19 protein-coding genes and 1 pseudogene are annotated in these 19,065 nt (G+C 64.6%); 12 read left to right on the top strand and 8 right to left on the bottom strand.

What is annotated here, in order from left to right; all coding sequences use genetic code 11:
• Positions 1 to 85: 85 nt before the first annotated feature.
• Positions 86 to 1,325, bottom strand: a pseudogene (locus ACMVO5_RS05800) (NAD(P)/FAD-dependent oxidoreductase).
• A gap of 102 nt (positions 1,326 to 1,427) precedes the next feature.
• Between ACMVO5_RS05800 and ACMVO5_RS05795 the strand changes: the two are divergent.
• From ACMVO5_RS05795 to ACMVO5_RS05775, 5 genes are all read left to right on the top strand, one after another.
• Positions 1,428 to 2,303, top strand: a complete 876-nt coding sequence (locus ACMVO5_RS05795; RefSeq protein ID WP_416909114.1) for an MBL fold metallo-hydrolase — start codon at positions 1,428 to 1,430, stop codon at positions 2,301 to 2,303.
• The gene (locus tag ACMVO5_RS05790; protein ID WP_416909113.1) at positions 2,300 to 2,956 is read left to right on the top strand and encodes a DUF4230 domain-containing protein; all 657 of its coding nucleotides are present in this window, start codon (positions 2,300 to 2,302) and stop codon (positions 2,954 to 2,956) included. The genes ACMVO5_RS05795 and ACMVO5_RS05790 overlap by 4 nt, the downstream gene beginning before the upstream one ends.
• Before the next feature lie 2 nt (positions 2,957 to 2,958).
• Complete coding sequence (nadA, locus tag ACMVO5_RS05785; protein WP_416909112.1) at positions 2,959 to 3,954, top strand: quinolinate synthase NadA; 996 nt, start codon at positions 2,959 to 2,961, stop codon at positions 3,952 to 3,954.
• Positions 3,944 to 4,795: a carboxylating nicotinate-nucleotide diphosphorylase gene (gene nadC / locus ACMVO5_RS05780; protein ID WP_416909111.1), complete on the top strand. Its 852-nt coding sequence runs from the start codon at positions 3,944 to 3,946 to the stop codon at positions 4,793 to 4,795. The genes nadA and nadC overlap by 11 nt, the downstream gene beginning before the upstream one ends.
• A gap of 149 nt (positions 4,796 to 4,944) precedes the next feature.
• Positions 4,945 to 7,212 carry a heavy metal translocating P-type ATPase gene (locus ACMVO5_RS05775; RefSeq protein ID WP_416909312.1) on the top strand — a complete coding sequence of 756 codons (2,268 nt, stop codon included), beginning with the start codon at positions 4,945 to 4,947 and terminating at the stop codon, positions 7,210 to 7,212.
• A gap of 8 nt (positions 7,213 to 7,220) precedes the next feature.
• Here ACMVO5_RS05775 and purL read toward each other — a convergent pair whose 3' ends face one another.
• A complete protein-coding gene (purL, locus tag ACMVO5_RS05770) occupies positions 7,221 to 9,371 on the bottom strand; it encodes a phosphoribosylformylglycinamidine synthase subunit PurL (protein WP_416909110.1) in 2,151 nt (716 codons plus the stop codon).
• Between the two features lie 105 nt (positions 9,372 to 9,476).
• On the opposite strand from purL, the gene ACMVO5_RS05765 reads away from it, so the two are divergent.
• Positions 9,477 to 10,808: an NAD(P)/FAD-dependent oxidoreductase gene (locus tag ACMVO5_RS05765; RefSeq protein WP_416909109.1), complete on the top strand. Its 1,332-nt coding sequence runs from the start codon at positions 9,477 to 9,479 to the stop codon at positions 10,806 to 10,808.
• Here the strand turns inward: ACMVO5_RS05765 and ACMVO5_RS05760 are convergent.
• Both ACMVO5_RS05760 and ACMVO5_RS05755 read right to left on the bottom strand, forming a co-directional pair.
• Positions 10,805 to 11,671 carry a MipA/OmpV family protein gene (locus tag ACMVO5_RS05760; RefSeq protein WP_416909108.1) on the bottom strand — a complete coding sequence of 289 codons (867 nt, stop codon included), beginning with the start codon at positions 11,669 to 11,671 and terminating at the stop codon, positions 10,805 to 10,807. The genes ACMVO5_RS05765 and ACMVO5_RS05760 overlap by 4 nt on opposite strands.
• Before the next feature lie 71 nt (positions 11,672 to 11,742).
• On the bottom strand, positions 11,743 to 13,014 hold the full coding sequence (locus tag ACMVO5_RS05755; protein ID WP_416909107.1) for a type VI secretion protein ImpB: 1,272 nt from the start codon (positions 13,012 to 13,014) through the stop codon (positions 11,743 to 11,745).
• A gap of 110 nt (positions 13,015 to 13,124) precedes the next feature.
• On the opposite strand from ACMVO5_RS05755, the gene ACMVO5_RS05750 reads away from it, so the two are divergent.
• Positions 13,125 to 13,883: a queuosine precursor transporter gene (locus ACMVO5_RS05750; RefSeq protein WP_416909106.1), complete on the top strand. Its 759-nt coding sequence runs from the start codon at positions 13,125 to 13,127 to the stop codon at positions 13,881 to 13,883.
• On the opposite strand, the gene purQ is transcribed toward ACMVO5_RS05750, so the two are convergent.
• From purQ to purC, 3 genes are all read right to left on the bottom strand, one after another.
• On the bottom strand, positions 13,880 to 14,548 hold the full coding sequence (gene purQ / locus ACMVO5_RS05745) for a phosphoribosylformylglycinamidine synthase subunit PurQ (protein WP_416909105.1): 669 nt from the start codon (positions 14,546 to 14,548) through the stop codon (positions 13,880 to 13,882). The genes ACMVO5_RS05750 and purQ overlap by 4 nt on opposite strands.
• The gene (gene purS, locus ACMVO5_RS05740; RefSeq protein WP_416909104.1) at positions 14,545 to 14,775 is read right to left on the bottom strand and encodes a phosphoribosylformylglycinamidine synthase subunit PurS; all 231 of its coding nucleotides are present in this window, start codon (positions 14,773 to 14,775) and stop codon (positions 14,545 to 14,547) included. Before purS ends, purQ begins: the two co-directional genes overlap by 4 nt.
• Positions 14,776 to 14,841: 66 nt before the next feature.
• Entirely contained in the window at positions 14,842 to 15,618 is a 777-nt protein-coding gene (gene purC, locus ACMVO5_RS05735; RefSeq protein ID WP_416909103.1) for a phosphoribosylaminoimidazolesuccinocarboxamide synthase, read from the bottom strand.
• A 177-nt stretch (positions 15,619 to 15,795) separates the two neighbouring features.
• Here purC and ACMVO5_RS05730 point away from each other — a divergent pair, with 177 nt between their 5' ends.
• From ACMVO5_RS05730 to ACMVO5_RS05715, 4 genes are all read left to right on the top strand, one after another.
• Positions 15,796 to 16,110 carry a DUF1476 domain-containing protein gene (locus tag ACMVO5_RS05730; RefSeq protein ID WP_416909102.1) on the top strand — a complete coding sequence of 105 codons (315 nt, stop codon included), beginning with the start codon at positions 15,796 to 15,798 and terminating at the stop codon, positions 16,108 to 16,110.
• A gap of 5 nt (positions 16,111 to 16,115) precedes the next feature.
• Positions 16,116 to 16,346: a BolA/IbaG family iron-sulfur metabolism protein gene (locus tag ACMVO5_RS05725; RefSeq protein WP_416909101.1), complete on the top strand. Its 231-nt coding sequence runs from the start codon at positions 16,116 to 16,118 to the stop codon at positions 16,344 to 16,346.
• 15 nt (positions 16,347 to 16,361) lie between these two features.
• Positions 16,362 to 16,697 carry a Grx4 family monothiol glutaredoxin gene (grxD, locus tag ACMVO5_RS05720; RefSeq protein ID WP_416909100.1) on the top strand — a complete coding sequence of 112 codons (336 nt, stop codon included), beginning with the start codon at positions 16,362 to 16,364 and terminating at the stop codon, positions 16,695 to 16,697.
• A gap of 73 nt (positions 16,698 to 16,770) precedes the next feature.
• On the top strand, positions 16,771 to 17,433 hold the full coding sequence (locus ACMVO5_RS05715; protein WP_416909099.1) for a hypothetical protein: 663 nt from the start codon (positions 16,771 to 16,773) through the stop codon (positions 17,431 to 17,433).
• Positions 17,434 to 17,443: 10 nt separating this feature from the next.
• Here ACMVO5_RS05715 and hemF read toward each other — a convergent pair whose 3' ends face one another.
• Positions 17,444 to 18,313 (bottom strand): oxygen-dependent coproporphyrinogen oxidase, encoded by an 870-nt coding sequence (gene hemF, locus ACMVO5_RS05710; protein WP_416909098.1) that lies wholly within the window; start codon positions 18,311 to 18,313, stop codon positions 17,444 to 17,446.
• Between the two features lie 184 nt (positions 18,314 to 18,497).
• On the opposite strand from hemF, the gene petA reads away from it, so the two are divergent.
• Entirely contained in the window at positions 18,498 to 19,061 is a 564-nt protein-coding gene (gene petA / locus ACMVO5_RS05705) for a ubiquinol-cytochrome c reductase iron-sulfur subunit (protein WP_416909097.1), read from the top strand.
• The last annotated feature ends 4 nt before the right edge of the window (positions 19,062 to 19,065 follow it).

Raw genomic sequence — 19,065 nt, 5'->3', positions numbered from 1 at the left:
CAATTCTCTTTTGTTTATCCTAACCCGGCTTTCGGCCTCCGGATACCGGACAAATTGGCAAGGCGCGTCGATGGCCGAAGGCCGATCAGCCCGGCAGCAGGCTCTTGAGGGTGATCGCCGTGTCGGCCAGCGTCGCCGGGTCGACTTCGATGCCGCGCTCGATCAGCGCCTTGCCTTGCACATAATCGCGAACCATGTTGACACAGTCGAGCGCGACCACGCGCTTCCCGCGCAGATAGACAAGGCTGAAAGCGCCCGACGACGGCTCGCCGCGCAGCACTGCCCCGTCATGCCCCATGGACAGACCGACCGTCTGAAGCCGCAGGTCATATTGGTTGGACCAGAACCATGGCACGGCGTGATAGGGCGTCGGCTCGCCAGTCAGTCCCTTCGCCACCACGCCTGCCATGTCATTGGCATTCTGCACCGATTTCGAGCCGGATGATGGCGCTATCGGCGAAGGCATTGGCATGCGCAGCCACGTCGCCGATCGCGAACACGTCAGCAAGCGATGTCCGGCAGAATTCATCGACCCGCACGCCGCCACAGTCTGCGCCCTGCGCGCCCGCCGACAGCAGCGCTTCGGCTTCGGGCTCGATGCCGATGCCCACGACCACCATATCGGCCGGCACCACCTCATTGTCCGCCAGCACGACGCCTGTGACCTGCCCCTCCGCGCCTTCCAGCGCTGCCACGCTGGCGGCCAGCCGCACATCGACACCCGCTGCCCGGTGCCGCTCGGCGTAGAAATCGCCGATCTCCGGCCCCGCCACCCGCGCCAGCAGCCGGGTCATCGCCTCGATCACGGTCACGTGATGGCCTTGTTTCACCAGCACGGCCGCAGTCTCCAGCCCGATATAGCCGCCGCCGACGATGACCACGCGTCTGGCGCCGCCGTCCAGCGCGGCCTTCAGCGCCACAACATCGGCGTGGCTCCGCACGACATGCTGCCCATTCAGCTCGGCGCCGGGGCAGGCCAGCCGCCGCGCGCGTCCACCCGTTGCCCAGATGAGCGCGCCATAGCCGATTGTGCTGCCGTCGCCGCAATGCAGGACATGCGCTGCCGCATCAACTCGCTCGACGCGCCGGCCGCCGAGCATTGTCACGGTGCGCTCATCCCAAAAGGCTTGTGGACGCAGCAACATCCGCTCGAAGTCCTTGTCGCCAGCCAGAAAGTCCTTTGACAGCGGCGGGCGTTCATAGGGCAGTTCGGCTTCTTCGCCGACAATCGCCAGCGTGCCTGCAAAACCCCGCTGCCTGAGCGCGATCGCCGCCTGCGCGCCGGCATGCCCGCCGCCCACGATTGCCACGTCAAACTGCTGCATGATCGACCCTTTGGTTCGCCGTTCCGACAAGCTGTCCTGCTACGCCCGCCCTTGTCGTGCTGCAACCTTCCCAAGCGACCCCAGCCCTGCCAAAAGGCGCAGATGGACCTCGCTGCCCACCCCGATTCCGCCGCCTGGGGCCGTCTTGTCTCGCGCACGCCGCTCGTCCGTCGCCTGCTTGCGCACAATCCGTCTCCCTTCACCTATACCGGCACCGGCACCTTCATCGTCGGGAGCGGCACCGTCGCGGTCATCGACCCTGGCCCCGCCGATCCGGCACATGTCGACGCGCTGATCAAGAGCCTGGCAGATGAAACCGTCAGCCACATCCTCATCACCCACACGCATCTCGACCATAGTCCGGCCGCGCCCGCGCTGAAGGCGGCCACAGGGGCCGAGATTATCGGCTGTGCCCCGCTGGCGCTGGCGGATGATGGCCCGCGGGCGGATGCCGGCTTCGATGCCACCTATGCGCCTGACAGGGTGATGCAGGAGGGTGACAGCGTGTCCGGCCCCGGCTGGACGCTGAGCGCGGTCGCCACGCCGGGCCACACCAGCAACCATCTGTGTTTTGCTCTGGCGCAGGAGAAGGCGCTGTTCACGGGCGATCATGTCATGGGCTGGTCGACCACCGTCGTCGCCCCGCCCGACGGCAACATGACCGACTATATGGCCAGCCTCAAGAAGCTGCTGGAGCGCGATGACCTTGTCTATCATCCCACCCACGGGGATGCCGTGAGCGACCCGCAGCGCTTCGTGCGCGGCCTGATCACACACAGGAAGCAGCGCGAAAACCAGATTCTCGGGCATCTTGAGGCCGGTTCTCAAGCCATCCCCGACATGGTCGCCAAAATGTATGCCGGCGTCGACAAGCGGCTTCATCCCGCCGCCGGCCGCTCGGTCCTCGCCCATCTGATCGACCTGCAAGCGCGCGGCCTTGTCATGGCGGGTGCCGACAGTCTCTGGAAACGCGCATGATCCGCCTTGGTCTCGGTCTCGTGCTTGGCCTGGTGCTGGCCTTTCTTGCGGTCAACCAGCTTCCCGAGCGCTTGCCATCCTGGCTCGGCGGCCGCCCCGATGTGCTCTCGGTGGCCGACGCGACACTCACAGCGGTCAAGCGTGAGGCGCGTCTCACCGTTTTCACCGCGCGCCTCAACGCCACCATCACGTCGCGCACGTCGCGTCTCGGCGGCCTCATCAAGGCCTCGAAGACCCTGATCATCCCCGGCACGATTCGCTACGAGGTCGATCTTTCGGGCCTGAGCCTTGATGACATGCGCTGGAACCGGGCTGAAAACAGCCTGACGATTTTCGCGCCGCGCCCTCAGATTGCCGGCCCCGAGGTCGATCTGGCCCGTGCTGTCGAATACAAGGACGGGGCCTTTCTGCTTGCCGTCACCGATGTCGAAGCGGCCTTTGACGAGGCCAATCGCAAGGCCGTGGCCGCGACGATGCGTGAGCAGGCCGCTGCGCGTGTGCTGGTCGACCTTGCCGATGATGCCGCGCGCGATGTGATCGGCGAAATGTTCCGCCTGCCGCTCGCCACCGCCGGCCACCCCGACACAAAGGTGAAAGTGACATTTGTCGCGCCACCCCGTAAAACGCGCGGCCCACAGGTCACTGAGGACTGAACATGGACGCAAGGCTCAACCCGCTCGGCGCAGGCGCGCCCGCCACCGACATCAAGGCGGAGATCAGGCGTCTCGCGCGCGAGAAGAACGCGGTCATTCTGGCGCACTATTACCAAGACCCTGAAATCCAGGACCTTGCCGATTTTGTGGGCGACAGTCTCGATCTCAGCCGCAAGGCGGCTGCGACCGATGCTGATGTCATCGCCTTTTGCGGCGTCAAGTTCATGGCCGAAGTCGCCAAGATCCTTTCGCCTGACAAGACCGTCGTGCTGCCCGACCTCAAGGCCGGGTGCAGCCTTGAAGACAGCTGCCCGCCCGAGCAGTTCGCCGCCTTTCGCCGCGCGCACCCGGACCATCTCAGCCTGACCTACATCAATTGCTCGGCAGCGGTGAAGGCCGAGTCCGACATCATCGTCACCTCTTCCTCGGCCGAGAAGATTATCAACCAGCTGCCCGCCGACCAGAAGATCCTGTTCGCGCCCGACAAGCATCTCGGCGCGTGGCTCAACCGCAAGACCGGGCGCGACATGCTGCTCTGGGATGGCTCGTGCATCGTCCATGAGCGCTTTTCGGTGACCGAACTGCTCAAGCTGAAAGCGCAACATCCGGCGGCCCCCGTGCTGGCGCACCCCGAATGCCCGGCGGCCATCCTCGATCTGGCCCATTATGTTGGCGCCACTTCGGGCATCCTGAACTATGCGCTCAACTCGCCCGAGCCGGTGCTCATTGTCGCCACTGAGCCGAACATCATCCACCAGATGCAGCTGAAAGCCCCGCACAAGACCTTCATCGGCGCGCCGGGGGCTGATGGCAATTGCGGCTGCAACATGTGCCCCTATATGGCGCTCAACACGCTGGAAAAGCTGCACATGGCGCTGCGCGATCTGAAGCCCGAAATCACCGTTCCCGAAGATGTCCGCCTGCGGGCCAAGGTGAGTCTCGATCGTATGCTCGAAATGTCCGCCGCCGTCTCGCCGGTCCCCATCCGTGGCGATTGATTTTCCTGTGCTCGTCGAAGGCTTCGACACCAAGGCCTTCATCGTTGCCACGCTCGCCGAAGATCTGGGACAGGGCGGGGACATCACGTCGGCCGCCACCATCCCTGCCAGCGCCACGCTGACCGCCACCATGAACAGCCGCGATCAGATCATCGTCGCCGGCCTGCCGCTGGCGGCTGCTTTCTTCCAGGCCCTCGATCCTTCAGCCCAAATCGACGTGCACGTGCCCGAAGGTGCCGCCGCCGCCCCCGGTACCACCTTGATGACCATTCACGGCAACGCCCGCGCCGTGCTCGCCGCCGAGCGCAGCGCGCTCAACACCGTCCAGCACTTGAGCGGCATCGCCAACGAAACCCGCAAATATGTCGATGCCATCGCCGGCACCAGCACAACCCTGCTCGACACGCGCAAAACCCACCCCGGCCTGCGCCTCCTCGAAAAATACGCCACAAAACAGGGCGGTGCCACCGACCACCGCCTTCGCCTCGATGACGGCGTGCTCATCAAGGACAATCACATCGCAGTGGCCGGCTCGGTCCACGCCGCCGTCGCCGCCGCGCACGCGGCAGGGCTGCAAAACATCGTCGTCGAAGTCGATACACTCGATCAGATCGAGCAGGCGCTCGCCGCCGGTGCCGATCGCCTGCTGCTCGACAATATGGGCCCACCCATGCTCCGCGAAGCGCTCGCCATCATCGCAGGCCGCGTACCTGCCGAAGCCTCGGGCGGGGTCACCCTCCAGACCATCCGCGCCATCGCCCAAACCGGCGTCAATTTCATCAGCGTCGGCCGCATCACCCAAAGCGCGCCATCCGCCGATATCGGCCTCGATTTCGGCTGATCCCAAATTGGGCTGGTCGCTGCACCGCACACGAAACAGTCAGATATGCTATACTGTCTTTTTGAAAGACAGGCACGATGGCCATTATCGAAAATCACGCCGTAAAAAATAGCAACGTCGACCAGCATGCGCGGGATCCGGTCTGCGGCATGACGGTCGATCCACAAACCACCGTCCACCATGCAACGCACAACGGCAATGAACAGCATTTCTGCTCTTCCGGCTGCAGGGCAAAGTTCATCGCCGACCCGGAGCGCTATCTTTCACCCGCGCCAAAGCTCGCGCCCTCGGCGCAACCCGGTGCCATCTGGACTTGTCCGATGCATCCCGAAATCCGCCAGCAAGGCCCGGGCAATTGCCCGATTTGCGGCATGGCTCTCGAACCTGAAGAACCCGCGCCAGACAACGCACCCAATCCCGAGCTGGTTGATTTCACCCGTCGCCTCTGGGTCGCAGGCGTGCTCAGCGTGCCTTTGCTGCTCATCTCGATGGTCGCCGATATGCTCGGCCTGCGGATCGTCAGCCCTGCTGCCTCGCCATGGGTGCAACTGGCGCTGTGCGCGCCCATCGTCCTGTGGTCCGGCAAGCCGTTCTTCGAGCGCGGCTGGCGCTCGCTCAAGACCCGGCGGCTCAACATGTTCTCGCTGATCTCGATCGGTGTCGGCTCGGCTTTCGCATACAGCCTCACAGCCACTGTCGCGCCCGGCCTGTTCCCCGCAACCTTCCAGCTCGAAGGTGGCATGGTGCCCGTCTATTACGAAGCCGCCGGTGTGGTCATCGCCCTCGTCCTGCTTGGCCAAGTGCTCGAGCTGCGCGCGCGCGCAGCAACAGGCAAGGCCATCCGCGCGCTCCTCGATCTCGCCCCCAAAACCGCGCACAAGATTGGCGCAGACGGCAGCGAAACCGAAGTCCCCGTCGCCGATATCACTGTTGGTGACAGACTCCGCATACGCCCCGGCGATGCCATCCCGGTCGATGGCGTGGTCGTCGAAGGCCGTTCACCAGTCGATGAATCGATGCTCACCGGCGAGTCGGTCCCAATTGAAAAGCACGCCAATGCGCTCGTCACCGGTGGCACCGTCAATGGCACTGGCAGCCTCATCATCAAGGCCAGTGCTGTCGGTGCCGATACGATGCTCGCACGAATCGTCCGCATGGTCGCGGACGCCCAGCGCAGTCGCGCCCCGATTCAGGCGGTGGCCGACCGTATCTCGGCATGGTTCGTCCCCGCCGTCCTGTGCATAGCCGTCGTGACCTTCATCGTCTGGCTTCTTATCGGTCCCGAGCCGCGCTTCGGCCATGCGCTGCTCAATGCCATTGCTGTGCTCATCATCGCCTGCCCTTGCGCGCTCGGCCTGGCAACGCCGATGTCGATCATGGTTGGCACAGGACGCGGCGCGCAGGCCGGTGTGCTCGTGAAGAACGCCGAGGCGCTGCAAGCACTCGAAAAGGTCAATGTCCTCGTCATCGACAAAACCGGAACGCTCACCGAGGGCAAGCCCAAGCTCATCACCATCGAGGCGATCGGGCACAGTGAGGACACGCTTCTGGCGCTCGCTGCCGCCGTGGAATCAAGCTCCGAACACCCCTTGGCGCAAGCCATCGTCGAGGCCGCACATGAGCGCGGGCTGTCCCTCGGAGCGGTCGTCGATTTTGCATCGCAAACGGGCCTGGGCGTCAGCGCGAGTGTTGATGGCCGGCAAGTCGTGCTCGGCAATGCCGCCCAGTTGCAGCGCGTCGGCGTCGATCCCGCATCAATCGACGCCGCGGCCGAATCTCATCGCGAAAAGGGTGCCGGCGTTATGCTCATCGCCGTCGATGGCGCCCTCGCCGGGCTGCTCGCCGTCGCCGACCCAATCCGCAAAACTGCCCGTTCGTCTCTCGACGCGCTCAAGGCCCAAGGCTTGCGGATCATCATGCTCACCGGCGACAATCCCACCACGGCGGATGCCGTTGCCAAAGCCGTTGGCGGCATCGACGATGTCCGCGCCGGCCTCAAGCCGCAAGACAAGGCGCGCATAATCGGTGAACTCAAGGCGGAAGGGGCCATCGTTGCAATGGCCGGCGATGGCATCAATGATGCCCCTGCGCTGGCGCGCGCCGATGTCGGGCTGGCGATGGGGAGCGGCACCGATGTCGCCATCGAAAGTGCGGGCATGACTCTGGTCGGCGGCGATCTGTCCGCCATCGTCCGCGCAGTTGTCCTGTCCAGAGCGACGATGCGAAACATCAGGCAAAATCTGTTCTTCTCATTTTTATTCAATGGATTGGGCGTGCCTATTGCCGCTGGTATTCTCTATCCTGTCGCCGGCATATTGCTGTCGCCCATGTTTGCCGGTGCTGCAATGGCGCTATCATCGTTTACCGTTGTCCTCAACGCGCTGCGCCTCGGCACTGTCAGACTCCAGTCGCCATAAGGCGGTCGTCAGCCCTTGAGCATCGCCGCTAGCGAGTCCGAGTGCGCTGCTCGCAACGCTGCCAATGCGACGCCCGCCACAGCCGCGCCGCCCGTCTGGCCGATCCGCCGTGTTCGCACAGGTCCCTCGGGTAGGGTTTTTCCCGCCGGCACCGTCACGACATAGCGTCCCTGTCCTTCGCCGAATGCCGCCCCGGCGCTCATCGCTTCCACTTCGGCGCCAATGCCGCCTGCCAGCGCCATTTCGGTCACCGCCACCAGCAAGCCGCCATCAGATACGTCATGCACCGCGCTCACAAGGCCCCCGGCAATCAGCTCACCCACAAATTCGCCAGCAGCGCGCTCTGCTGCCAGATCAACCGGCGGCGGCGGGCCGTCCTCGCGGCCATGGATCTCGCGCAGCCAAATGGATTGGCCCATATGGCCGCCCTCATTGCCAATCAGCCAGATGTCCTCGCCCGCAGCCTTGAAGCCCAGCGTCATCATCTTCTGCCAGTCATCGAGCAGGCCAACACCGCCGATAGCCGGTGTCGGCAAAATCGCCGCCCCGCCGCCCGTCGCCCGGCTCTCGTTGTAAAGGCTCACATTGCCGGAAACGACCGGATAATCCAGCGCCCGGCAGGCGTCGGCCATGCCCTCGATGCACCCCACAAGCTGCCCCATCACCAACGGGTTCTGGGGTGAAGCAAAGTTCAGGCAGTTGGTAATCGCCAGCGGCCGCGCGCCGGTGGCAATCAGGTTGCGCCAGCTTTCCGCCACGGCCTGCCGTCCGCCCTCGCGCGGGTCGGCGAAGCAATAGCGCGGGGTGCAGTCGGTGGTCATTGCCAGCGCCTTCTTCGTGCCATGCACGCGAACCACCGCCGCATCGCCGCCCGGCCGCTGCAGCGTGTCCGCCCCCACCATATGGTCATATTGCTGCCAGATCCACGCCCGCGAGCACAGATCGGCGCTGCCCATCAGCCGCAGCAGGTCAGCACCCACATCCGCACTTTCCGGCACATTGTCCAGCGGTGCGCGCGGCGGCGTCGGCACCCAGGGCCGGTCATATTTCGGCGCGCTGTCGGCCAGCGGATCAAGCGGAATTTCGCCCACAGTCTCGCCGTGGAAGGTCATGGTCAGCATGCCACCCTCCACAACTTCGCCAATCACCGCAAAATCCAGCCCCCATTTGCGGAAGATCGCCTCGGCAAACTCCTCGCGCCCAGGCTTCAAAACCATGAGCATCCGCTCCTGGCTTTCCGAAAGCATCATCTCATAGGGCGTCATGCCTGTTTCGCGGCACGGCACATGGTCGAGGTCGAGCCGCAGCCCCACCCCGCCTTTTGACGCCATCTCGACACTCGACGACGTCAGCCCGGCCGCGCCCATGTCCTGAATGGCCACGATCGCATCCGACGCCATCAATTCCAGACAGGCCTCGATCAGCAGCTTCTCGGTGAAGGGATCGCCCACCTGCACGGTCGGCCGCTTCTCCTCCGAATTCTCGTCAAACTCGGCCGATGCCATGGTCGCGCCGTGAATCCCGTCCCGGCCGGTCTTCGAGCCGACATAGATGACCGGATTGCCGAGGCCGGCGGCCGCCGAATAGAAGATCTTGTCCGCCCGGGCCACGCCCACGGTCATCGCATTGACCAGAATATTGCCATTGTAGCTGGGATGGAAATTGGTCTCCCCCCCCACCGTCGGCACGCCCACGCAATTGCCATAGCCACCGATGCCGGCCACCACCCCTTTCACCAGATGTCGCATCCGCGGCGCTTCAGGGTCACCAAAGCGCAGCGCGTTCATGTTGGCCACCGGCCGGGCGCCCATGGTGAAGACATCGCGCAAAATGCCGCCCACGCCCGTTGCTGCGCCCTGATAAGGCTCGATGAAGCTTGGGTGATTATGGCTCTCCATCTTGAAGATCGCCGCATCGCCGTCGCCAATGTCAATCACACCGGCGTTCTCGCCGGGGCCGCAAATCACCCAGGGCGCCTCTGTGGGCAGCTTCGCGAGGTGCAAGCGGCTCGACTTGTATGAGCAATGCTCGCTCCACATCACCGAAAATATGCCGAGTTCCAGCAAGTTCGGCGCGCGGCCCATGGCCTCCAGCACGCGCGCATATTCCGCCTCGGTCAGGCCATGCGCAGCAACAATCTCGGGCGTGATCTCAGTCATGCGGCTCCCCCTACAAGCTTTGCGCCCGCTCTCCAACAGCCGCCTTTCGATTGCCGCAAACCCCCGCTATTGAAGCCGCTCGCTTCCCGTTGTTCCGAGTTCTCCATGCCCCGCACCCGGCCCGATGGCCGCAAAACCCAGATCGTCATCGTCGGCGGCGGTGCCGGCGGCCTCGAGCTGGTGCGCAAGCTGGCCAGCCACTATGACAAGGATGATTTCGACATCATCCTCGTCGACCGCAACACCAGCCACATCTGGAAGCCGCTGCTCCACGAAGTCGCCGCGGGCAGCCTCGACGCCAATCTCGATGAAGTCGGATACCGGGCGCATGCCTTTCGCTGGGGCTACCGCTATTTCGACGGCGCGCTTGAAGCGATTGACCGCGAGGCGAGCGAAATCATCATCGCGCCCATCCTCGACGATGATGGCTCCGAGGTCATCGGCCGTCACTGCATTCGCTATGATTATCTGGTGCTCGCCGTCGGCAGCGTCTCCAACGATTTCGGTACGCCCGGCGTACGCGAACACTGCCTTAGCCTCGAAAGCCGCAAGGATGCCGACCGCTTTCGCCGCAAGCTGCTCAACCAGTGCTTGCGCGTGTCGCGGCAGATGACCCTCGATCCGTCAGCGCAGGCCTATGCCCGGGTGGCCATCGTCGGCGGCGGCGCCACCGGCGTCGAACTCGCCGCCGAGCTCTACTCTGCCGCCACGGCGCTCGGCTATTACGGTCTGGAGGTGTTCGACGAGAAGCGCCTCGTCGTGACCCTGATCGAGGCCGGCCCCCGCATCCTGCCAGCACTTCCCGACAAGCTCGCCGCCGCCGCCACCGCCGAGCTGGAAGACCTTGGCGTGCGCGTGCTCGCCGGTACGAAAGTCACCGCCGCGACTGCCGATGCCATTGAAACCGAAAGCGGTGAGCGCATCCCTGCCGACATCAAGGTCTGGGCAGCCGGGGTGAAGGGCGCTGATTTCCTTGCCGACATCGGCGGGCTCGAAACCACCCGGACCAACCAGCTCGTCGTTCACCCAACGCTGCAGACCAGCCGCGACGACCGGATCTTCGCTATCGGAGACTGTGCCTATTTCGTCCCGGAAGACGGCGCCAAGCCGGTCCCGCCGCGCGCCCAGGCGGCCCATCAGATGGCCGATACCGCCTATCACAACATCAAGGCCTTGATTGCCGGCAAGGAACTCAAGCCCTTCATCTACAAGGACAAGGGCTCGCTTGTCAGCCTCGCGCGTTACACCACCGTGGGCAGCCTGATGGGCAATCTGGTCGGTGGCCGCATGGCCATCGAAGGTCGCCTCGCCCGGCTCGTTTACGTCAGCCTGTACCGGATGCACCTGTTCGCCATCCATGGCTGGCTGAAGGGGCTCAGCCTGCTGGTCATCGGCCATGTCAATCAGGTGGTCCGCCCCAAGCTCAAGCTGCACTAGTTCCAGCTGAACCGATAGCCATAGGACAGACCCACCGCCGTCTGCCCGCGCTGGCCACGCTCCTGCAACAGCGACGAGCGCATCACCACATCGCCCAGCCGGTCATGGCTGACAAACACCGTCACTGCGCCGTCCCGCCCAAAGGGGCCGAGCAGCTTGGTGATCGACCCAGTCACCCCGGTTGAGACCAGCCCATCCCCAGTTGGCGTCACCGCCAGCCCGGTGTTCGCGGCCTGCTCGGCATTCACGCCGAAATAGGTGTTGGTGAAATTCCGGCCACCCCAGGCCGCGCGCAGCCCGAGTCCATAGCGCCAGCCCGAGCGGACCCCGCCGAGCGCGTCGTTCCAGCTAAGCGTCGTATCCGCCACCAGCCCTTCATGGCCGCCAAACCCCTGCCGCACTTCCGCGCGCAGACGCAGCTTGCCGCGTGCCAGGCTGTATTGGGCAAAGCCGCCGGCCTCACCGGCCAGACCGACATCGCCCATGCCCAGCAGCGCGTCGCTGCCGCCGGTCACCAGAAAGGGTGAGCCACCTGTCGATTCGCGACGGCCGAACCGCAGCTTCACCAGAGGCCCCAGCTTCCAGCCATTCCGGTTCACGACATTCCACCCCAGTCCGTCCGGGATCGACAGAAACACGTCATCCCGGTAGTTGAGCCGCAGATCGGGAAAGATCGACAGTCCCATATCACGGCTGCCCTGCCAGATCGGCGTGTAGAGCGGCGCCACGCCCACACCCAGAACCCATGTCGGCTGCGCCGGCGGCCGTGCCCCCTGCGCCGATTGCGGCACCCCAGGCGCCGGTTGTGCCAATGCGGCAGTGCCAAACAGCAAGGCCGCAAAAACCGAAGAACTCCTTACCATGAGCGGCTCCCAGACGCGTTTCATTCGCATTTGCAAATGCGGCATTGCAAGCCGATGCGCAAGTGGTCTGGTCATTCCCGGAATTCCGCCATTTCGGGAATGCGCGTGAAGGCGATGCGCGGCCCGGCCGATTTCACCGCGCCGAGCCGGTCATGCCCCAATCGCACCGCATCGCGCCCGAACCGCGCATTGACCCGGTCCATTGCTTCCGAAAGCGCGCGCGCCCGTGTTTCTGCCGCCAGATCCGCCGCATCGAACAGCCCGCCTTGCACCGCATCGGCCTCCGAAAGGTCGCTCAAAACCACGCCCACCTGCAGCAGCCGCGCCGCGCCAAATTCCTGGCTCATCTGCTGCCAGAGCCGCTCCAGCGCGCTCAGCAGGGCAGGGGTGTCGAGCACGGCCGTCAGCTTCACCTCGCCCTTCCAGCGCGCCGGCGTGGTCCCCGCCCGCGCTTCCGCCTTCACGCTCAGCCCCAGTCGCGCGCAGCGCTTGCCCGCGCGCCTCAACCGCGTTGCCGCCTTGGCAGTCAGCCGCCGCGTCACCAGCCTGGCTGCCGGTAGCGCCCGCTTGTCGGGCGACAGCACATGGCTGTGCCCGATCGACCTGTTCGATGTCTCGGCGTCCGGCAGGTCAAAGCCGTGCAGCAGCCAGTGCATCCGCTCGCCCCACACGCTCCCCCAGACCCGCCGCGCCGCGCGTGCATCAAGCGCCAGCAGCTGGCCCATGCTGACCACGCCCTGCGCCGCCAGCCGCGCTTCCATCCGCTTGCCCACACCCGGAATGTCCGACAGCGGCAGCCGTCGCAGCCGCGCGGCCATCGTCTCCGCCTCCAAAATGGTCAGGCCGTCGGGCTTCTCCATGTCGGCGGCCATCTTGGCCAGCAGCCGGTTCGGCGCCACGCCAATGGAGGAGGTCAGGCAGGCGCCGACATTGGCCCTGATGCCCGCCTTGATACGCGCCGCCAGCGCACGGACCGCCTCCAGCCCGTTCTCATTGTCCATCAGCCGGCATGCCACTTCGTCGATCGAGCAGACGGCATGAACCGGCACATGCCGCTGCACCTCCTCGACGATCAGATGGTGAAAGCGCACATAATCCTCATGCCGGCCCGGCACCACGATCAGATCGCGGCACAACGCCTTGGCTTCATAGATTTTCGTGCCGGTCCGGATGCCAAAGGCCTTGGCCTCATAGCTCGCCGCGATCGCCGAGGTGGCATCGGTATCAACCGGCGCCACCACAATGGGCTGGCCACGCAGCGCCGGGTTCAGCTGCTGCTCGACGCTGGCGAAATAGCTGTTCAGGTCCAGATACAACCAGCGAAGGGGCCGCGACTCGTCCATGGCCCCTTATTAGCAGAATGAGAACATAAAAAGAACATATCAAGCTGCGACACAAGCCCACTCGCGCAAGCCTGCGCGCTTCGCTAAGCGTCGCGCAAACGAGGGGCGCGATGACAAGCAGCAGCGAGATTTCCGAGGCCGGCCCGGCCGTTGTGCGTGTCGAAGCGGCCATGCTTCATGGCCGCCCGCTGCGCTATTATGATTTCGCCATGGCGGCGTTCGCCGTCATCCTCATCTGCTCCAATCTCATCGGCGCGGCCAAACCGGCCCAGGTGGAACTTCCGCTTTATGGCACGCTCACCTTCGGCGCCGGCATCCTGTTCTTTCCGCTCTCCTATGTGCTCGGCGATGTGCTCACCGAGGTCTATGGCTATGCCCGCGCCCGCCGCGTTGTCTGGGTCGGTTTCGCCGCGTCGATCTTCGCCGCTGCCATGAGCTGGTTCGTCGTCACCCTGCCCCCTGCAGACGGCTATGAGGGGCAGGAGGCGCTCGCGGCCATCTTCGGCCAGGTGCCGCGCATCTTCCTCGCCTCCATTCTGGCCTTCTGGGCGGGCGAAATCGCCAATGCCTTTGTCATGGCGCGCATGAAGGTGCTGACGCGCGGCAAATATCTCTGGACCCGCACCATCGGCAGCACCGTCGTCGGCCAGGGCGTCGACAGCCTGATCTTCTACCCGCTCGCCTTCTGGGGCATCTGGGAGCCGAGCCTCGTCTTCACCGTGCTCGCCACCAACTATCTGCTGAAAGTGCTGTGGGAAGCCGCCCTCACCCCGGTCACCTACAAGGTCGTCGGCTGGTTCAAACAGGCCGAGGGCCTTGATGTCTACGATACGGAGACGGACTTCACCCCGTTCAAGACCGGCATCTAGCCGACCAGCGCGCCGACCAGCCCCTCGAACAGCCGCCGCCCATCGGTGCCGCCATGCTCGGCTTCGATCACGCGCTCGGGATGTGGCATCATCCCCAGCACATTGCCCCGCGCATTGATGATGCCGGCAATGTCCCGCGCCGAGCCGTTGACGGCCTCCGCATAGCGAAACACCACCCGGCCCTCGCCCTCCAGCCGCGCCAGCGTGCCCTCATCGGCGAAGAAATTCCCGTCATGGTGCGCCACCGGAATGGTCACCCGCTCGCCCGCGCCGTAGCGGCTGGTGAACACCGTCTGACTGTTCTCCACGCTCAGCGTCACATCGCGGCAGATGAAATCCAGCCCGGCGTTGCGCATCAGCGCGCCCGGCAGCAGCCCCGCCTCGGTCAGGATCTGAAAGCCGTTGCACACCCCGAGCACGAGCCGGCCCGCCTCGGCGGCTTCGGCCACGGCGCGCATGATCGGCGCGCGCGCCGACATCGCGCCCGAGCGCAGATAATCGCCAAAGGAAAAGCCGCCCGGCAGCGCCACCAGATCAGTGCCCTGCGGAAGTTCGGTCTCGGTGTGCCAGACCATCGCCGGGGCGCGCCCCGTCACCGATTCCAGCGCCACCGCCATGTCCCGGTCGCAGTTGGAGCCGGGAAAGACGATCACCGCTGTCTTCACAGCAGCTCCACCCGGTAATTCTCCATCACCGTATTGGCCAGCAGCTTGCGGCACATGGCGTCGATGGTCTCGGCCGAGGTCCCGTCTGCCAGCTCCAGCTCGATCACCTTCCCGGCGCGCACATCGGCGACGCCCTCAAAGCCAAGCCCGCCAAGGGCCGCCTGAATGGCGCGCCCCTGCGGATCGAGAACGCCATTCTTCAGTGTAATGGTGACACGTGCTTTCATGGCCCCGCGCTTAATCCCGCCCAGCGCCGACTGCAAGCACTTGCCCCCGGTTTGCTTGCCCTCGGGTCACTTGCCCCGCGTCTTGCGATGCTCGTCGAGATCCAGCACGGATGCCTCGTCTTCCGGCATCAGCCCAAGGCGGCGCGCCACTTCCTGATAGGCCTCCACTTCGCCGCCAAGGTCCCGGCGGAAGCGGTCCTTGTCCATCTTCTCATTGGTTTTCATGTCCCAGAGCCGGCAGCCGTCGGGCGAAATCTCGTCCGCCAGAATCACCCGCGAATAATCGCCGTCAAAAAGCCGCCCAAACTCCAGCTTGAAATCAACCAGCCGGATGCCGACGCCGGCGAACAGCCCGGCCATGAAGTCATTCACCCGAATCGCCATGTCGGCGATGTCGTGCATCTCTTCCTGGCTGGCCCAGCCAAAGGCCGCGATATGCTCCTCGGTCACCATCGGGTCGTTCAGCGCATCGTCCTTGTAATAATATTCAAGAATGGTGCGCGGCAGGGTGGTCCCTTCCTCGATGCCGAACCGCTTGGCGAGGCTCCCGGCCGCCACATTGCGCACCACCACCTCGATGGGAATAATCTCGACCTGGCGCACCAGCTGCTCGCGCATGTTGAGCCGGCGGATGAAATGGGTGGGGATGCCGATCGTCGCGAGCGCGGTGAACAGATGCTCCGAAATCCGGTTGTTGAGCACGCCCTTGCCCGAAATCGTGCCCTTCTTCTGGGCGTTGAATGCGGTCGCATCATCCTTGAAATACTGGATGATCGTGCCCGGTTCCGGCCCTTCGTAAAGGATCTTCGCCTTGCCTTCGTAAATCTGCCGCCGTCGGCTCATTGCCTTGTTCTCCTGGTGGGTCCTGCATGGCCCATCGTGCCAGCACGCCCGAATCTCAAAGCCCCGGGACGGCCAGCAGCGCACCCCGGGGCATGACTTTCCATAGCGCGGTGCTTGCACCGCCGCAATGCTACCCCTATCTCTTGCGCATCAGCCGAATTGACCGGAGCCTAGGGCATGACGACCTTCGATAACCGCGAACACGCCTTCGAAAACAAGTTTGCCCATGACGCCGAAACGCGGTTCCGCATCCTCGCCCGGCGTGACCGGCTGGTCGGCGACTGGGCCGCCAGCCACCTCGGCCTCGATGCCACCGAAGCCGAGGCCTATGCCAAGTCTGTCGTCCTCGCCGATCTTGAGGAGGCCGGCGATGAAGACGTGGTGCGCAAGCTCGTTGCCGATCTCGCGCCCGCTGGCATCGATGAAGCTGCCATCCGGGCCAAGCTGGCCGAGCAGTTCGCTGTCGCCCAAGGCCAGATCGAGAAGGAATAAGGCCCGTGCCGATGCCTGCCGCTGAAATCGAAGCCGCGATCCTCGCAGCGCTGCCCGGCGCCACGCTCGAACTGACCGACCTGGCCGGTGACGGCGATCATTATGCCGCCGTTGTCACCGCGCCGCAGTTCCAGGGCCTCACCCGCGTCAAGCAGCACAAGCTCGTCTATGAGGCGCTCGGCGGCCGCATGGGCGGCGCCCTGCATGCGCTCAAACTCACCACCATCGCCGCCTGACCAGAGGAGAGCCAAATGACCGACCCCGCTCACGCCCGCATCGATGAGATCGTCAAATCGAACAAGGTTGTCCTGTTCATGAAGGGCACGCCGATCTTCCCCCAGTGCGGCTTTTCCAGCACCGCCATCGCCATCCTCGAGCGACTGGGCGTCGCCTTCGAGAGCGTCGATGTGCTGGCCGACATGGACATCCGTCAGGGCGTCAAAAGCTATTCCGAATGGCCGACCATTCCCCAGCTCTACATTGGCGGAGAGTTTGTCGGTGGCTCCGACATCATGATCGAGATGTATCAGGCCGGCGAATTGGCCGAACTGCTCGAAAAGGCCGGCGCCGAGCCTTCGGCGGCCTGAACGGCGGTCTGGCCGCATGGCCACGCCGCCGCCGCCGCGCGCTCCCCTTCGCACCAGCGAAATCTGGGAAGGGATGACAGCACCGCTGCGCGGTCGGCTGTCGCTGCTGTTCTGGATGGTCGCCCCCTTCACGCTGCTGGTCGATATGGCGCTGCGCCAGTTCGGCCCGCCCCAGCCGCAGACAGCCGATGAACTGACGGCCGCGACCATGGTCTGGCTGGTTGTCGTGCCGGCGGTCATCGGCAGCCTTGGCCAACTTGCCGTCGCCCATCTGCTGATGCGTCCCGCATCGCCGCCCCGTGTCGCGCTTGATGCCGCCTTCGCCGCCTGGCCGCTCTATCTCGGTGCGCTGCTGCTCTCCGCCATTCCAACCGGTCTTGCCGCGATCGCGCTGGTCCTGCCCGGCATCTATGTGACCGGGCGCTTCTTTCTGTCGGTACCGCTCGCCCTTGCCGGCAGCGAGCGCACACCGATCGGGCTGTTGCGCCAGAGCTGGGAGATAACGGGACCTGCGGCCTGGCCGATCTTCGGTTTCCTGCTGATGGCGCTGCTCGCCGTCGTCGGGCTCAGCCTTGTGGCCGGCGGCGTTGGCGCCGCCATCGGCAGTGTCTTCAACCTCTTCGGCGCCAAAGTGCTGGGCAGTTTTGTTGCCCAACTCGTCCCTGCCATCGCCGCCGCCTTTGTCGCCATCGGCAGCGCCGCGCTTGCCAGCTATCTCTACCAGCGGCTGGTCTAGATCCCTGGTTTCAATCCCAACGGGCCAGCGGCGGCAGGCTCATCAGGATCGCCTCGATATTGCCACCCGTCTTAAGCCCGAACACCGTGCCTCGGTCATGGACAAGGTTGAACTCGGCATACAGGCCCCGGTAGCGCAATTGCGCGGCCCGCTGTTCCTCGTCATAGGGCAAATGCATTTTCTCGCGCACTAGCCGTGGATAAAGCTCGGCAAAGGTGCGGCCGACATCCTGCGTATAAGCGAAGTCGCGGTCCCAGTCGCCGCTGTCGAGATGGTCGTAGAAGATGCCGCCCACGCCGCGGTGCCGACCGCGATGCGGCACCCAGAAATACTCCTCCGCCCATTTGCTGTGCTTGTCGTAATAGCTGGGGTCATGCCGGTCGCACAGCGCCTTCAGCTCGGCATGAAAGGCGCTGGTCTGCGCGGCGTCGTCCAGCGCTGGATTGAGGTCCATCCCGCCGCCAAACCATGCTTTCGTCGTCACCAGATAGCGCGTGTTGAGATGCACCGCCGGGACCAGCGGGTTGCGCGGATGAATGACGAGACTGATCCCGGTGGCGAAGAAGCGTGGATCCTCGGCGGCACCGTTGATCTGCTTGGCAAACTCCGGCGAAAATACGCCGTGCACGGTGGAAATGTTCACCCCGGCCTTTTCGAACACCCGGCCCTTCATCACCGACATCACGCCGCCGCCACCCTCGCCGTCACCGGGGTCCTCGGTGGTTGCGGGGTTGCGGTTCCAGGCTGTGCGTTGGAAGCGCCCGGCTGGCGCATCGCTTTCGAGCTCGTCCTCCACCGCCTCCAGCGCGGCGCAGATCCTGTCGCGGGCCTCCCGAAACCATGTCTGGGCGGCAGTCTGGCGGTCATCGAGCGTATACATAACGGCTGTCTAGCGCCAAATCGCCCGGCGGTGAAAGCCCATTTCGCCGCCCCACCGCGCCAAAATGTCCACAAAAAGTGCGTTGCCTTTGGCGCAGTGTCACGGCTATTGGACATCATCGCGCGGGGGACTGCCAGTCGCTGCCCCTGAACAGACAGCAACAAGTTCATGAGAAAGGTGCTCAATGGCCAGCAGTACCCAGACCCCGGTTCAATCTCCGCCCGAAGGCGGCGAAACCCGCCGTGACTTTCTTCACATCGCCACGGCAGCCACGGCCGCTGTTGGCGCTGGCGCCGTGGTCTGGCCGCTCGTCAATCAGATGAACCCCTCTGCCGACGTGCTGGCGCTGGCGTCGATCGACCTGGACTTGGGCGGTATCGAGGAAGGCATGGCCATCAAGACCATGTGGCGGGGCAAGCCGGTGTTCGCCCGCCACCTGACTGCTGACGAAATTGCCAAGGCCAATGCCGTTGACATCAGTGGTCTGCGTGATCCGCAGACGCTTGCTGACCGGACCAAGCCCGGAAACGAACAATGGTTGATCACGCTCGCGGTCTGCACCCACCTTGGCTGCGTTCCGCTGGGCGCAGCGCAGGGCGAAAGCCGCGGCGATTTTGGCGGTTACTTCTGCCCTTGCCACGGGTCGCACTATGATACGGCAGGCCGGGCACGCAAAGGTCCTGCGCCGCTCAATCTCGAAGTGCCGCCCTATGTCTTCACAACCCCAACGTCCGTAACCATCGGCTAAAGGA

The organism is Polymorphobacter sp., from assembly GCF_048007885.1.
Lineage (GTDB): Bacteria > Pseudomonadota > Alphaproteobacteria > Sphingomonadales > Sphingomonadaceae > Sandarakinorhabdus.
The sequence above is the reverse complement of the archived record's forward strand: the minus strand, read 5'-3'. Positions and strand labels throughout refer to the sequence as shown.